Raw genomic sequence first — 14,274 nt, forward strand, 5'->3', positions numbered from 1 at the left:
ACTGCACTCGGGAGGGTGTGGGAGAGTAGGTCACCGCCGGACAATCTTTGATAGCGGGAAAGGGCTCCACGCGTGACGTGTGGGGCCCTTTCTGCGTTACGGGGGGTTGCACGCCTTACGCGTGCGGGCCCCCTTTTTTTCTGCGTTGTACGGTGTATGGGTCTCACGCTTTGCCGTGTGGGGCCCTTTCTTGCGTTTCCGGGCCTTGTTGGGTGCGGTCCCGCGAGGCGCGGGGCGGTCTGCTGGGCGGAAGGCCAAGGGCGGGAGGGAGACGGCTTGGCGTCGGGGGCTTTTGCGTTCCGGTTGGGTTGTTTGCCAAGCGCTTGGCGTTTCTTGTCCGGTACCTCCTTGCTCTACGGCACGTGCCACCTCCCTGTGAGCTGCCCATGGCAGGTGAAGCCCGGCGTACCGAAACCGCTGATCATCAGGCGGTGGCGTGGGAGAGCGCTCCGTACGGTCAGTAGGGTTGAGGGGTGGACTTTCGTGCGGTTGAACGCGCGATCATGGAGCGAGGCGTCGAGTGGGACTTCGAGCCGACGCTGGACCGGATCGCGGCTCTCATGGACCTGCTCGGCTCGCCGCAGCAGGCATACCCTGTTGTGCACATAGCGGGCACGAACGGTAAGACGAGCACGGCGCGCTTGACCGAGGCGTTGCTCAAGGAGCGCAATCTGCGTGTGGGCCGGTTCACGAGCCCGCATCTCGTCTCGGTGCGCGAGCGCATCACCGTCGACGGCGAGTCGCTGAGTGAGGAGCGGTTCGCCCAGGTATACGAGGAGATCGTTCCTTACGTTGAGCTCGCCGATACGCAGGGGCGGCGGATCCAGTTCTTCGAGTTGCTCACGGCGATGGCCTTCGCCGCGTTCGCCGACACTCCGGTGGATGTGGCGGTCGTCGAGGCCGGCATGGGCGGTTCCTGGGACGCGACGAACGTCGCGGACGGCACCGTCGCCGTCGTCATGCCGATCTCGCTTGACCATACAGACCGGCTCGGGCCGGACATTCCGAGCATCGCCGGGGAGAAGGCGGGCATCATCAAGCCCGGCGCCACGGCCATACTCGCCCAGCAGCAGCTCGAGGCCGCCGAGGTGCTGATGCGCCGGGCCGTCGACGTCGGCGCGGTGGTTGCGCGCGAAGGGCTCGAATTCGGGGTGCTCGCCCGCGAGGTGGCCATGGGCGGGCAGCTGCTCACGCTGCGCGGCCTCAAGGGCGTTTACGAGGAGGTCTACCTCCCGCTCTATGGCGAGCACCAGGCGAGCAACGCGGTCTGCGCACTGGCCGCTGTGGAGGCTCTGACGGGGGGTGACGACCCGCTCGACGTGGAGCTCGTACGCCAGGCGTTCGCGGGAGCGTCCTCACCGGGTCGGCTGGAGATCCTGCGTCGCACCCCCACGGTCGTCGTCGACGCGGCGCACAACCCCGGTGGCATGCAGGCGTCGCTCGAGGGCATGCAGGAGGCGTTCGACTTCGCCAAGGTCGTAGGCGTCGTCGCGGTGATGCGTGACAAGGATGTGCATACCCTGCTCGACCTGCTGGAGCCGATTCTCGACGAGATCGTCGTCACGCGTAACTCCTCGCCGCGGTCGATGTCGCCCGCCGAGCTGGCGGAGGTGGCCATACCGCTGTTCGGAGAGGACAGAGTGCGGGTCGTCGAACGCCTCGACGAGGCCATCGACATGGGCATCGGCATCGCCGACGCCCAGGGTGAGTTCAGCGGCACGGGCGTGCTCATCACCGGCTCGGTCGTGACGGCCGGAGACGCCCGTCACCTGCTCAAGGCGGGGAGCGTGTGATGAACTTCCAGGTCACCCCGGGCATGCGCCGGCTCGGCGCCAGCGTCCTCGGCATGGAGGCCATCGTCGCCGCCCTGATTACGCCGGTGGCGATCAACAGCGGCGTCCAGACGGGGGTGGCGGTCACTGTCGGTATCGGGCTGGCGGTGCTGTGCGTGATCGTCGCCGGGCTGCTCAAGCGGCCCTTCGCGTACGTCGCGGGCACCATTCTGCAGGTCCTGGCCATCGGCACGGGGTTCCTCGTGCCGACGATGTTCTTCCTGGGAGTGATCTTCGCGGCGCTATGGATTACCGCGATATTCGTCGCTCGCCGTGTCGAGGGCGTGACTTCCCGCTAAAGTCGGCGAACATGGCCGTCCCCCCGATCCAGCGGTCCCCGAACGCACACAGCGCGGGACTCAGGTTCCCATGGTTGCTCGACTCGGTGCTCGGGCTGCTCATCATCGTGGTGTTGCCGTTGGCGATGCTCGCGATCCCCAACACCGTGTCCGTGGTCTCGGGTCTGCTGCCCGACGGCTTCGACAAGCTCGCGCTGATGCGCGCGCACGGGCTGGCGCTCCCGGCGATGATCCTCACGGTTCCGCTCGCCGCGGTGGCGCTGCGCCACGTAAAGGTCCCCCACATGCTGCTCGGCGGGCTCACGGTGCTCGCGCTGGCCGACGTCGCGGGCGGGTTCGCGGGCTCGACGTTCCTGGTGGCGACGCTGCGCGTGCTGCATGGGATCGGCGCGGGCCTGCTCATCCCGGCCACGCTGGTCGCGGCCTGGGAGCGTTCCATGGCGTTGCGGGCGATCTGGACCGGCATGCTGGCGTTCAGCCTGCTCGCCGCCCAGGCGCTCGCGCTGTGGCCGCTCGACCAGGTGAGCGACTGGAAGATCACGCTCCAGCCGTACCCGCTGCTGACGGGTATCGCGCTCGCGCTGGCAGCGGTCTACTTCGTCGTCTGGCTGCTGCACGGCCAGCCGCCGATGCCCACGCCACGGGCCGCCGAACGCAGCCGCCTGATGCTCGCGAGCGTCCCCGCGGTGGGCATCTCGGTGGTGGCCATCAGCACCGCGAGTGAGGAGTGGGGGGCCGGTCTGGTCATCCTGCTGGCCGTGCTGGCGATCGTGGCGCTGCTCGTGATGGCCTCCTTCGGCAGCCGTGAGGGCCGCACACTGGCGTACGTCATGGTCGCGGTCGGCATCGTGCTGCTCCCGAGCCTGGCCCAGATCACCTACGTGGAGATGCGCGGCCTCGGTGGTCCGGGTATGACCGGACTGTGGATCCCGTTCGTGGTGGCGGGTGTGTTGGCGCTGGCCTCCGCCATCGCGGTGCGGCTGTTCGCCGGAGCGCGGTGGCTCGCGCCGCTGGGGCTGCTGGCGATGGTGGTCGGCCTGTGTTCGGTGCGGGTCCTGGTGCCGGCGGCCGATGGGCTCGTGTTGGTGATCCCGTTCACTCTGCTGGCGGCGGGTGCGGCGGTGGCGCTCACGTCGGCGCTCAGCCAGGCGGGCATCGGGGCGGCGCTGTTCGGCCTGGCGCTCTGTTTCCCCGGTGTGCTGGCTGGTTATCTGCTGGCTACCGGGGTGCAGTTGATGATGCTGCGCGGGGTCACGGTGGCGCAGCAGTTGGTGGACCGGTTCGTGGGCACGTTGCATCTGTGGTCGCTGATCGGCGGGTTCCTGGTGGTCGCGGTCATCGTCCTGGCGGAGTTGCTCTCGCGGCGCGCGGCTCCGGCCGATGAAGCGGATGAAGCGGCCGAGTCGATGGGCGGTGATTCGGCGTCTTCGGTGTCTTCGCCGGATGCAGGCGGCGATCTGGCGTCTTCGGTGTCGTCGCCAGGTGCAGGCGGTCATCCGGGGTCTTCGGCTTCTTCTCGGCCTACCGGGGCGATACCGCGCATGCCTGTGTCCCCCGACTCCTCCGGTGGGACTGACGGGGATGCCGCGAGTGTGGAGGGGGTGGGCGAGGTGACCGGCCCTGTCCCACCTGTCCCGCTTCAGGCTCAATCGCCCGAGGACACCACTCCGTAGCATCGGCCCATAGGAGCACCGCATAGGGCTGGCCCGCTGGATCGGCCCGAGGCACCGGCACACCCGAGGCACCGGCCCATAGGAGGTACCGGCCCATAGGACCCCGCGTAGGGCGGGTCCGGAGCACTGGGCGTAGGGGCCGGTGTAGGGCTGGCCCGGAGTACCGGCCCCTAGGGTGACCGCGTGGGGCCGGTCCGTAACGCCGGTCCGTACGACACCGCGTAGGGCTGGACCGCTGGATCGGTCCGAGGCGTCGGCCGTAGGGTCCCGTGTAGGGCCGGTCTGTAGGGCCACCCGTGGAGCGGGCCTGTAGGGCCGCCGTTGGACCATCGTGTGGGACCGGCCCGTGGGAGCGGTTTCCCTGGAGTGCCACCTGTTGGTCGATGGTGTGTCGCCGACCGAGCGTGTACAGGGTGGCTGGCGCGAGGTGTGCCGGTGTGCGGGGCCTGGGTGCCGATGGGGCTCGGTCGGGTGGAAACGGGGGAGCCGTCGTGGGCGGTAAGCTGAGCCGCAGCCACCTCGACGCGAGGGCCTGCGCCCCCGGGCCGATTCCCCGCGGAGCCAAGCCGGTGCATGTGGCCGCAGCCCCGAACCCACACCCTGTTCGAAGGAGAACCTCAAGTGTCCGAGCGCACTCTTGTCCTGATCAAGCCCGACGGGGTGAAGCGTGGCCTCATCGGTGACGTGATCGCCCGCGTGGAGCGCAAGGGCCTGAAGGTCGCTGCGATGGACCTGCGCACTCTCGACGTCGACACCGCCAAGGCGCACTACGCCGAGCACTCCGAGCGCCCGTTCTTCGGCGAGCTCGTCGAGTTCATCACCTCGGGGCCGCTGGTCGCGCTGGTGCTGGAGGGGCCGCGCGCCGTCGAGGCGTTCCGCGCGCTGGCGGGGCTCACGGACCCGGTCAAGTCGGCGCCCGGCACGATCCGCGGCGACCACGCGCTGGAGATCGGCGAGAACATCGTCCACGGCTCCGACTCGCCTGAGTCGGCCGCGCGGGAGATCAAGATCTTCTTCCCGGACCGGTTCTAGTTTTCCCGCTTTTTCTGCTCTCTCTGACGTCTCTGCTTTCTCCGACGTCTTTGATGTGCCGAGCGCCCGCCATGATGGCGGGCGCTTTTTTTGCGCAATTTTTGCCCGGCCACACCGGGCTGTGCGGGGTCGCGTGCGGCCTGTCTATGGCAGGCTTTTTGCGATCTTGTACGGCAAGCCCGGTGCACCCCACCCGCCGCACAGGGCTGGCGCCTGTCCAGGGGCACGCTCCTCCGATGGAGGTGGCCGGGCGCCGTGACGTGCGCGCTGTCGGCCGTCTTCCGTGAATTGGCCCGGCCACGGCATAGGGGAGTTAGATCCCCAGGTTTCCGACTGACGGCCGCAGCCGGCGGGTGGGTCAAAACGGCGCAAGACGGAGGCCCAATGTTGTCCTTCGCCTGCGGCGACATCGGGGCTTCCGGATGGGCTGAAGAATTTGTGGGGCACAGGGGGCTCATTGCGCGCCCTGGTGGGTAACGTCACGTTACGATTCGAATTCGATCCGTAGTCATTCGCGAACGACGTTACGGAAGGCTCCGTTCCCCATGGGCAGCAAGCTCGCGTTTCTCGGCCGTGATATGGCGGTCGACCTCGGCACCGCCAACACGCTGGTCTACGTGCGCGGCCGGGGCATCGTGCTCAATGAGCCGTCGGTCGTCGCGATCAACACTGTCACCGGGAAGATCGTCGCGGTCGGCATCGAGGCCAAACGCATGATCGGGCGGACGCCGGGCAACATCGTGGCCGTCCGGCCGCTCAAGGACGGTGTGATCGCCGATTTCGACGTCACCGAGCGGATGCTGCGCTATTTCATCCAGCGGGTGCACAAGAGGCGGCACTTCGCCAAGCCGCGCATCATCATCGCCGTGCCCAGCGGCATCACCGGGGTGGAGCAGCGGGCGGTGAAGGAGGCCGGATACCAGGCCGGGGCCCGCAAGGTCTACATCGTCGAGGAGCCGATGGCCGCGGCGATCGGCGCGGGGCTGCCGGTGCACGAGCCGACCGGCAACATGGTCGTCGACATCGGCGGCGGCACCACCGAGGTGGCCATCATCTCCATGGGCGGTGTGGTGACCAGCCAGTCCATCAGGGTCGGTGGCGACGAGCTCGACCAGGCGGTGATCACCTTCGCGAAGAAGGAGTTCTCGATCATGCTCGGCGAGCGCACCGCGGAGGAGATCAAGATGGCCATCGGCTCGGCGTGTCCCATCGGTGAGGACCTGCACGCCGAGATCCGCGGCCGTGACCTGGTCAGCGGCCTGCCGAAGACGGTCGTGGTGTCCGGCGAGGAGATCCGTAAGGCGACGGAGGAGCCGGTCAACACCATCGTGGACGCCGTCAAGGTCACGCTCGACAAGTGCCCGCCCGAGCTGTCCGGCGACCTGATGGACCGCGGCATCGCGCTCACCGGCGGGGGCGCGCTCCTCAAGGGCATGGACGAACGCATCAAGACCGAGACCGGCATGCCCGTCCACCTCGTGGAGAACCCTCTCGACTCGGTGGCGCTCGGCTCGGGCAAGTGCGTCGAGGAGTTCGAGGCGCTGCACCAGGTGCTCGTACCGGAGTCACGTCGCTGATGAGAGACTCCCGCCACGCCCGGCTGATCCTGGGGACGCTGCTCACGGTGGCGCTGGTCGTCCTGACCGTCGACCACCGCGCCGGCGCGGCCTCGCCGTTGTGGCCGCTGCGCACGGCCGGTTCGTGGTTCTTCGGTACGGTCGAGCAGGTCGGCGGCTCCGTGGTCCGCCCGGTCGGCGGCTTCTTCCACGCCATCGTCAACGCCCCCGCCGCCCAGGCCGAGCTCGACCGGGTCAAGGCGGAGAACGTCAGGCTGCGGGCCGGTCTGGCCGCGAGCCGGCTCGACGCCGCCCGCGCCGCGGAGCTGAAGCGGTTGCTCGGTGTGGCGGGGCTCGGCGGCTACAAGATCGTTACGGCGAACGTGGTCGCCAGGCGCGGCCAGCCCGGCTTCGAGGACGCCATCGAGATCGACGTCGGCACCGGCGACGGCGTACGCCCCGAGATGACCGTGCTCAACGGTGAAGGGCTGGTCGGCCGGGTCATCCAGGCGACCGCCGACAGCTCGACCGTGGTGCTGATCAGCGACCCGGGCTCGGCCGCCGGTGCCCGGCTCGAAGGCGGTCAGGAGATCGGCGTCGTGCACGGGGTGGGGGAGAACGGGCGGCTCGTGCGGTTCCGGCTGCTGGACTCGACGGCGGCGATCACCCGTGGAAGTCGCATCGTCAGCTTCGGCTCCCAGCGCGGCGCGCCGTACGTCGCCGGGGTGCCGATCGGGGTGATCGAGCGGGTGGAGGCGACGCCGGGCGAGCTGACCCGCATCGCGTACGCCAGACCGTACGCGGATCTGACCGCGCTCGACGTGGTCGGCGTGGTGGTGGGGGCGCCGGCGAAGGACCCGAGGGACGCCGTGCTACCACCCAAGGAGGGGCCGCGATGATCGTTGGGCTGTGCGTGCTGGCGGCGGTGTTGTTGCAGGTCATGCTCATCAACCGGCTGCCGCTGCCGGCCGGGGGAGCGCCCGACGTGGTGCTGCTCGTCGTGGTGGCGATGGCGCTGCTGCGCGGGCCCGCGGCGGGGGCGATCATCGGGTTCTGCGCGGGACTGCTGGTCGACATCGTGCCGCCCACGGCGCATCTGGTGGGCCAGTACGCGTTCGTGTTCGCGCTGGTCGGCTATGTGGCCGGGCGGGGCGTCGGCGGTCCGGCCACCACCGTCGTCCTGTGCGTGCTGATGGCGCCGCTGGTGTCGGCGGCGCTCGGCGGGCTGATCGCCGATCCGCGGGTGACGCTCTCGACGCTGACCGAGCAGGTGCCGGTGACCGTCGTCTACACGTTGATCGTCTCGCCCCTGGCCATCTGGCTGGTCACCCGTGAGAGGCCGCACCCGAGGTTCCCGCAATGATCAGAATGCGGACCCGGCTGGTCGTGCTGCAGGTGATCGTGATGGGCGTGCTGGCGGTGCTCAGCCTGCGGCTCTGGCAGGTGCAGGTGGTGCGGGGGCAGGAGCTGGTCACCAGGGCCACGGAGACCAGGACGCGGTCGGTGATCGTGCCGGCCGTGCGCGGGCAGATCCTCGACTCCTCGGGGCGGCCGCTGGTGCGCAACCAGACCTCGCTGGTCGTCTCGGTCGACCGGACCGGGCTGATCAGGATGCCCGAGCAGGGGGTTCCGGTGCTGCGCAAGCTCAGCGAGGTGCTGGGCCAGCCGGTCAAGCAGCTGCAGAAACGCATCACGCCGTGCGGGCCCGGGGTGACCAAGCCCTGCTGGACCGGCTCTCCGTACCAGCCGATCCCGGTGGAGGAGCGGGCCGACACCCGCCAGGCGCTGCAGATCCTGGAGCGGCAGGAGGAGTTTCCCGGCATCTCCGCCGAGATCCAGTCCGTCCGGCAGTACCCCGGTGGCAAGGCCGGTGCGCAGATGCTCGGCTACCTGCAGCCGGTCACCGAGGCCGAGCTGGCGAAGCGCGAAGGGCTGAAGGCCGCCTTCTCCGGCGTCGACCTGGTCGGGCGCGACGGCCTCGAGTACATCTACGACGACGAGCTGCGCGGCAAGGCCGGGCTGCGGCGGGTACAGGTCGACCGGATGGGCAAGGCCATCGGGGTGGAGGAGCAGGTGGCGCCCGTCAGCGGCGACAACCTGGTCACCAGCATCGACGCCCGCGTGCAGGACCTGGCCGAGCAGGCGTTGCAGCACGCGATGAAGAACGCCCCCAAGGCGGACGGCGCCGCGGCGGTCGTGCTCGAACCCGGCACCGGCCGGGTGATCGCGCTGGCCAGCATGCCCGGCTACGACCCGGCCGTCTGGGCGGGCGGGATCTCCGACCGCGGCTACCAGCGGCTGCTGTCGGACGCCACGGGCAAGCCGTTGGTGTCGCGGGCGCTCAACGGGATGTTCGCGCCCGGTTCGACGTTCAAGGTGTCGTCGGTGACGTCGATGCTGCGGGCCGGGTATCCGCTGAACGGCACGTACGACTGCCCGGGGGCGGTCATGGTGGGCGACCGGGCCTTCCACAACTTCCACGGCATCGGCCTCGGCTCCATGAACCTGCACACCGCCCTGGTCAAGTCCTGCGACACGATCTTCTACCGGGCGGGCTACGACCAGTGGCTGAAGGACGGCGGGCTCAATCCGAAGAAGGCGCCGAAGGAGGTGTTCGCCAACACGGCCAAGGCCTTCGGGTTCGGCAAGCCGACGGGCATCGACCTGCCGGGTGAGTCGTCCGGACGCATCCCGGACCGCACCTGGAAGAAGAACATGTGGGCCCAGACGAGCGGCACCAGTTGCCGGCGCGCCAAGACCGGCTATCCGGAGGTGGCCGACAAGTCGCGGGCGGAGTTCCTCAAGCGGCTGGCCAACGAGAACTGCCTGGAAGGCTTCCTGCTGCGGGCGGGTGACTCGGCCAACTTCTCGATCGGTCAGGGCGACGTGCTGGTGACGCCGCTCCAGCTGGCCAGGGCGTACGCGGCGCTGGTGAGCGACGGGAAGCTGCGCAGCCCGCGCATCGGCTGGGCCACGGTCCGGCCCGACGGCGCGCTGGTCAGGCGCATCGACGTGCCGGTGGTCGGCAAGCTGCCGCTGTCGAAGAAGGAGCGCCTCTACATCAAGGACGCGCTCAGCGACGTGCCCTCCGACGGCACCGCGGCGGGGGCGTTCTCCGGGTTCCCGATGAACAAGGTGCGGATCGGCGGAAAGACCGGCACCGCGGAGGTGTGGGGCAAGGAGGACACCTCCTGGTTCGCCTCGTTCGCACCGGCGGAAGCCCCGCACTTCGTCGTGGTCGTCATGGTCTCGCAGGGCGGGATGGGCGCCTCCACCGCCGCGCCCGCCGCACGCGAGATCTACGAGGGCATCTTCGGCTTCGCCAAGAACAAGCCCGCGTTGCCCGCGGGCCGGCCGGTGTCCAAGCTGCCGAAGATCTCGGCCGACGGCACAGTGGCCGGTGACAGGACGACCGACGGCGCGGTGGCGGACGGCCCGGGCACGAGCGGCCCGGAGACAGGTGACGAGGGCAAGAGCGGCCCGGCGACAGGTGACGAGGGCAGGAGCGGTGCGGAGAAACGCGGTGCGGAGAAACGCGGCGCGCGGTCAGGTGACGCGGGGACAGGTGGCACCGTGGCGGGCAGAACAGGGGAGGGCGGCACGAGCAAGGGCACCAAGAAGGAGGGCGGCACGGAGGCGGGAGGATGATGGACCGCACGCTGATGGGCGGGCGGCGCTCGTTCGCCCGGCGGGCGGTGGGCGCGCAGTCGGCCATGTGGCGGCTCGACGGGGTGATGCTGGTCGCGGTCGCCGCGCTCTGCGTGATCGGCACGCTGCTGGTCTGGTCGTCGACCCGCACCTGGGCGCCCGGCTCGACGGGGCTGGTCAAGAAACACGTACTCAACCTCGCCATCGGGACGCTGCTCTGCGCGGCGGTGACCGTCATCGACCATCGCGCGATGCGCGCGTACGCGCCGCTGGCGTTTCTGCTCTCGCTGGTCGGCCTGGGACTGGTGATCACGCCGCTGGGTGCGACGATCAACGGCTCGCACTCGTGGATCCTGCTGGGCGGCGGCTTCGCCGTGCAGCCGTCGGAGTTCGCCAAGCTCGGCCTGCTGCTCATCATCGCGATGCTGCTGGCCCAGCCCGGCGAGGGCAGCGATCGGCCGCGCGGGCTGGACGTCTGGCTGGCGCTGTTCGCCGCGCTGCTGACGATGGGGCTGGTGATGTTGCAGCCCGACCTCGGCACCACGCTCGTGCTGGCCGTGATCACGGCCGCCGGGTTGGTGATCGCGGGAGTGCGCAAGAGGTGGATCATCCTGCTGGCGCTGATCGCCGGGGTCGGGGTGTTCTGCGTGTTCGCGTTCGGGATGCTGGAGCCGTACCAGGTCGCGCGGTTCACCGCGTTTCTCGATCCGCGCGTCGATCCGCGCGGGGTCGGCTACAACAGCACGCAGTCGCTGATCGCCATCGGCTCGGGGCAGTTGTTCGGCAAGGGGCTCTTCGACGGCGGGCAGACGACCGGCCGGTTCGTGCCCGAGCAGCACACCGACTTCATCTTCACGGTCGCGGGGGAGGAGTTCGGGTTTCTCGGCTCGCTCACCGTGGTGCTGCTGCTCGGCGTGGTGCTGGTGCGCGGGCTGCGGATCGCCCGGCTGTGCGAGGACAGGTTCGGCACGCTCGTGGCCGGGACGATCGTGTGCTGGCTGGCGTTCCAGACGTTCGTCAACATCGGCATGACCATCGGCATCATGCCGATCACCGGGCTGCCGCTGCCGTTCGTCTCCTACGGTGGCACGGCCACGTTCGCGAATCTCATCTCGATCGGGCTTCTCCAGTCGATCCGGATCCGCGAACAGTCGTTTAATTGACAGTATGTTCTTGGCCTACTGCGACGAGTGCGAGGAGCGCTTCCTCCTGCCCGTCAGCCACATCACCGCCGTGCACAACCTCGCCAGCGGGGTCATCGCCATCGAGCTGACCTGCTACGAAGGGCACAAGCTGATCGTTCTCAGCGGCAACGACATCGACATCCCGGGACCTGCCACCGTCTGAGCGCCGCTAGTCTGGGTGCCATGACTGTCGAGTCGATTTTTCCCCGCCTGGAAGCGCTGCTGCCCAAGGTGCAGAAGCCCATCCAGTATGTCGGGGGTGAGCTCAACTCGACCGTGAAGGACTGGGACTCCACCGACGTGCGGTGGGCGCTGATGTATCCGGACGCCTACGAGGTCGGGCTGCCCAACCAGGGTGTCGCGATCCTCTACGAGATCCTCAACGAGCTGCCCGCCACGCTGGCCGAGCGGACCTACGCCGTCTGGCCCGACCTCGAGGCGCTCATGCGCGCGGAGGGCATACCGCAGTTCACTGTGGACGCCCATCGGCCGGTGCGCGCCTTCGACGTGCTGGGCCTGTCGTTCTCCACCGAGCTCGGCTACACCAACATGCTGACCGCGCTCGACCTCGCCGGCATCCCGCTGCTGGCCGTGGAGCGCGGCGACGACGACCCGATCGTGCTGGCGGGCGGCCACGCGGCCTTCAACCCCGAGCCGATCGCCGACTTCCTCGACGCGGCCGTGCTCGGCGACGGGGAGCAGATCGCGATCGCCATCTCCGAGGTCATCCGCGAGTGGAAGGGCGAGGGCAGCCCCGGCGGGCGTGACGAGCTGCTCATGCGCCTGGCCGAGTCCGGCGGCGTCTACGTGCCGAAGTTCTACGACGTCGACTACCACCCCGACGGCCGCATCACGCGGGTCGCGCCCAACCGGCCCGACGTCCCGTGGCGGGTGCACAAGCACACGGTCATGGACCTCGACGAGTGGCCCTATCCGAAGAAGCCGCTGGTCCCGCTGGCCGAGACCGTGCACGAGCGGTTCAGCGTGGAGATCTTCCGCGGCTGCACGCGTGGCTGCCGCTTCTGCCAGGCGGGGATGATCACCCGCCCGGTCCGCGAGCGGTCGATCACGACGATCGGCGCCATGGTCGAGAACGGGATCAAGGAGTCCGGCTTCAACGAGGTCGGTCTGCTGTCGCTGTCGTCCGCCGACCACTCCGAGATCGGCGAGGTGGCCAAGGGGCTGGCCGACCGCTACGAGGGCACCAACACCTCGCTGTCGCTGCCCTCGACCCGGGTCGACGCGTTCAACATCGACCTGGCCAACGAGTTCTCCCGCAACGGCCGGCGCTCCGGCCTGACCTTCGCCCCGGAGGGCGGGTCCGAGCGCATGCGCAGGGTGATCAACAAGATGGTCACCGAGGAAGACCTGATCCGCACCGTCACCACCGCCTACTCACAGGGCTGGCGGCAGGTGAAGCTCTACTTCATGTGCGGGCTGCCCACCGAGACCGACGAGGACGTGCTCGGCATCGCCGACCTGGCCAAGAAGGTCATCAAGGCGGGCCGCGAGATCACCGGCTCGCGCGACATCCGCTGCACGGTCTCCATCGGCGGATTCGTGCCCAAGCCGCACACGCCGTTCCAGTGGGCGAGCCAGGCCGACCACGAGACCGTCGACCGGCGGCTCAAGGCGCTGCGTGACTCGCTGCGGGGCGACAAGAATTACGGCAGGGCCATCGGTTTCCGCTACCACGACGGCAAGCCGTCGATCGTGGAGGGCCTGCTGTCGCGCGGCGACCGCCGGGTCGGCGCGGTGATCCGGGCCGTCTGGGAGGACGGCGGGCGCTTCGACGGGTGGAGCGAGCACTTCTCCTACGAGCGCTGGATGGCCGCGGCCGAGAAGGCCGGCGTCGACGTCGACTGGTACACCGTGCGCGAGCGCGAGGAGAACGAGGTCCTGCCCTGGGACCACCTCGACGCCGGGCTCGACCGCGAATGGCTCTGGCAGGACTGGCAGGAGGCCGTTTCCGGGACCGAGGTCGAGGACTGCCGCTGGACTCCGTGCTACGACTGCGGCGTCTGCCCGACCATGGGGACGGAGATCCAGATCGGCCCGACGGGTAAGAAACTTCTTCCTCTCACGGTGGTCTAGCCGCGCTGAGTGCGCGGCCCGTGCCTCGCCGTACATGATCTGGGACGTTGAGCCTCCGGAGCGGCATATCCTGAGACGAAGGAAACACTTACACGGGAAGGACGACCAGCTCTGAAACCTGTTCCCGATGGGCCCCCGCCCGCGCCTACGGTGCAGCGCCTGCGTGTGCGCTACGCCAAGCGCGGACGTCTGCGCTTCACCAGCCACCGCGACATCTCGCGGGCCGTCGAGAGAGCGGTCCGCCGTGCCGGCATTCCGGTGGCGTTCAGTGCGGGCTTCTCACCCCATCCGAAGATCTCCTATGCGGGCGCGGCGCCGACCGGCGTCGCCAGCGAGGCCGAATACCTCGAGATCGGCGTCACGAAACCGTGCGAACCCGGACGGATCCGTGCCGACCTGGACGGCTCTCTGCCGCCTGGTCTCGACGTGCTCGACGTCGTGGAGGCCACCGTTGGCGGGCTGGCCGACCGCTTGGAGGCGTCTGAGTGGGATGTGCGGTTGCCCGGCGCCGACTGGGAGCTCGCGGAGACGGCGGTGGCGAAGTTCCTCGCCGCCGAGGCCGTGGAGGTCGAACGCCTCACCAAGAAGGGGCCCCGACGCTTCGACGCCCGGGAGGCGGTGCTGAGGCTCGAGGTGCCCGAGGGAGCAGACAGAACCGCAGCTCAGGTGCCAGGACAGTCGTGTGTCATACTGCGCATGGTTGTTCGGCACGTGATTCCTGCCGTACGACCCGACGATGTGCTCACAGGGCTGCGCCTTGTGGCCGACTTCGCGCCGCCGGTTCCCCCCGAGGTGACCAGGCTGGCGCAGGGGCCGCTTGACGCCAGCACCGGTGCGCTTGCCGATCCGCTCGGCCTGGACCGCGACACTACGCGCGGCGGCGAGGCGGTTTCGGCGGGTGAGCAGGTCGACGGTTAAGGACGTGCCTTGCGTGAGCGGGGTACGACCGCTGACAG

General features: G+C 69.2%; 12 protein-coding genes. All 12 read left to right on the forward strand.

Going from position 1 to position 14,274, the window contains the following annotated elements; genetic code table 11:
• Nucleotides 1-503 precede the first annotated feature (503 nt).
• The 12 genes from LDL49_RS53010 (at nucleotide 504) to LDL49_RS53065 (ending at nucleotide 14,236) form a co-directional block, all read left to right on the forward strand.
• Nucleotides 504-1,793: a bifunctional folylpolyglutamate synthase/dihydrofolate synthase gene (locus tag LDL49_RS53010; protein ID WP_225302592.1), complete on the forward strand. Its 1,290-nt coding sequence runs from the start codon at nucleotides 504-506 to the stop codon at nucleotides 1,791-1,793.
• Nucleotides 1,793-2,131 (forward strand): DUF4233 domain-containing protein, encoded by a 339-nt coding sequence (locus LDL49_RS53015; RefSeq protein WP_225302570.1) that lies wholly within the window; start codon nucleotides 1,793-1,795, stop codon nucleotides 2,129-2,131. Before LDL49_RS53010 ends, LDL49_RS53015 begins: the two co-directional genes overlap by 1 nt.
• 11 nt (nucleotides 2,132-2,142) lie before the next feature.
• Nucleotides 2,143-3,804 carry a hypothetical protein gene (locus LDL49_RS53020; protein WP_225302571.1) on the forward strand — a complete coding sequence of 554 codons (1,662 nt, stop codon included), beginning with the start codon at nucleotides 2,143-2,145 and terminating at the stop codon, nucleotides 3,802-3,804.
• Nucleotides 3,805-4,377: 573 nt separating this feature from the next.
• Nucleotides 4,378-4,836: a nucleoside-diphosphate kinase gene (gene ndk, locus LDL49_RS53025; protein ID WP_225302572.1), complete on the forward strand. Its 459-nt coding sequence runs from the start codon at nucleotides 4,378-4,380 to the stop codon at nucleotides 4,834-4,836.
• Between the two features lie 545 nt (nucleotides 4,837-5,381).
• Nucleotides 5,382-6,413, forward strand: coding sequence for a rod shape-determining protein (locus tag LDL49_RS53030; protein ID WP_225302573.1), 1,032 nt, complete (start codon nucleotides 5,382-5,384; stop codon nucleotides 6,411-6,413).
• A complete protein-coding gene (mreC, locus tag LDL49_RS53035; RefSeq protein ID WP_225302574.1) occupies nucleotides 6,413-7,291 on the forward strand; it encodes a rod shape-determining protein MreC in 879 nt (292 codons plus the stop codon). The genes LDL49_RS53030 and mreC overlap by 1 nt, the downstream gene beginning before the upstream one ends.
• Nucleotides 7,288-7,755, forward strand: a complete 468-nt coding sequence (gene mreD / locus LDL49_RS53040; protein ID WP_225302575.1) for a rod shape-determining protein MreD — start codon at nucleotides 7,288-7,290, stop codon at nucleotides 7,753-7,755. Before mreC ends, mreD begins: the two co-directional genes overlap by 4 nt.
• A complete protein-coding gene (gene mrdA, locus LDL49_RS53045; protein ID WP_225302576.1) occupies nucleotides 7,752-10,040 on the forward strand; it encodes a penicillin-binding protein 2 in 2,289 nt (762 codons plus the stop codon). The genes mreD and mrdA overlap by 4 nt, the downstream gene beginning before the upstream one ends.
• Complete coding sequence (gene rodA, locus LDL49_RS53050) at nucleotides 10,037-11,203, forward strand: rod shape-determining protein RodA (protein ID WP_308016305.1); 1,167 nt, start codon at nucleotides 10,037-10,039, stop codon at nucleotides 11,201-11,203. Before mrdA ends, rodA begins: the two co-directional genes overlap by 4 nt.
• A 4-nt stretch (nucleotides 11,204-11,207) precedes the next feature.
• Nucleotides 11,208-11,387 carry a hypothetical protein gene (locus LDL49_RS53055; protein WP_225302577.1) on the forward strand — a complete coding sequence of 60 codons (180 nt, stop codon included), beginning with the start codon at nucleotides 11,208-11,210 and terminating at the stop codon, nucleotides 11,385-11,387.
• Between the two features lie 20 nt (nucleotides 11,388-11,407).
• Nucleotides 11,408-13,318 (forward strand): TIGR03960 family B12-binding radical SAM protein, encoded by a 1,911-nt coding sequence (locus LDL49_RS53060; RefSeq protein WP_225302578.1) that lies wholly within the window; start codon nucleotides 11,408-11,410, stop codon nucleotides 13,316-13,318.
• A gap of 165 nt (nucleotides 13,319-13,483) precedes the next feature.
• Entirely contained in the window at nucleotides 13,484-14,236 is a 753-nt protein-coding gene (locus LDL49_RS53065) for a TIGR03936 family radical SAM-associated protein (RefSeq protein ID WP_308016306.1), read from the forward strand.
• Nucleotides 14,237-14,274: the final 38 nt, after the last annotated feature.

The sequence above is a fragment of the Nonomuraea aurantiaca genome (genome assembly GCF_020215705.1).
Taxonomy (GTDB): Bacteria; Actinomycetota; Actinomycetes; order Streptosporangiales; family Streptosporangiaceae; genus Nonomuraea; species Nonomuraea aurantiaca.

Excerpts from the sequence above, each read along its gene's own strand:
- LDL49_RS53015 (WP_225302570.1), top strand. The coding sequence starts at position 1,793 with ATGAACTTCCAGGTCACCCCGGGCATGCGCCGGCTCGGCGCCAGCGTC.
- LDL49_RS53020 (WP_225302571.1), top strand. The coding sequence starts at position 2,143 with ATGGCCGTCCCCCCGATCCAGCGGTCCCCGAACGCACACAGCGCGGGA.
- mrdA (WP_225302576.1), top strand. The coding sequence starts at position 7,752 with ATGATCAGAATGCGGACCCGGCTGGTCGTGCTGCAGGTGATCGTGATG.
- mreD (WP_225302575.1), top strand. The coding sequence starts at position 7,288 with ATGATCGTTGGGCTGTGCGTGCTGGCGGCGGTGTTGTTGCAGGTCATG.
- LDL49_RS53055 (WP_225302577.1), top strand. The coding sequence starts at position 11,208 with ATGTTCTTGGCCTACTGCGACGAGTGCGAGGAGCGCTTCCTCCTGCCC.
- ndk (WP_225302572.1), top strand. The coding sequence starts at position 4,378 with ATGTGGCCGCAGCCCCGAACCCACACCCTGTTCGAAGGAGAACCTCAA.
- LDL49_RS53010 (WP_225302592.1), top strand. The coding sequence starts at position 504 with ATGGAGCGAGGCGTCGAGTGGGACTTCGAGCCGACGCTGGACCGGATC.
- LDL49_RS53060 (WP_225302578.1), top strand. The coding sequence starts at position 11,408 with ATGACTGTCGAGTCGATTTTTCCCCGCCTGGAAGCGCTGCTGCCCAAG.
- rodA (WP_308016305.1), top strand. The coding sequence starts at position 10,037 with ATGATGGACCGCACGCTGATGGGCGGGCGGCGCTCGTTCGCCCGGCGG.
- mreC (WP_225302574.1), top strand. The coding sequence starts at position 6,413 with ATGAGAGACTCCCGCCACGCCCGGCTGATCCTGGGGACGCTGCTCACG.
- LDL49_RS53030 (WP_225302573.1), top strand. The coding sequence starts at position 5,382 with ATGGGCAGCAAGCTCGCGTTTCTCGGCCGTGATATGGCGGTCGACCTC.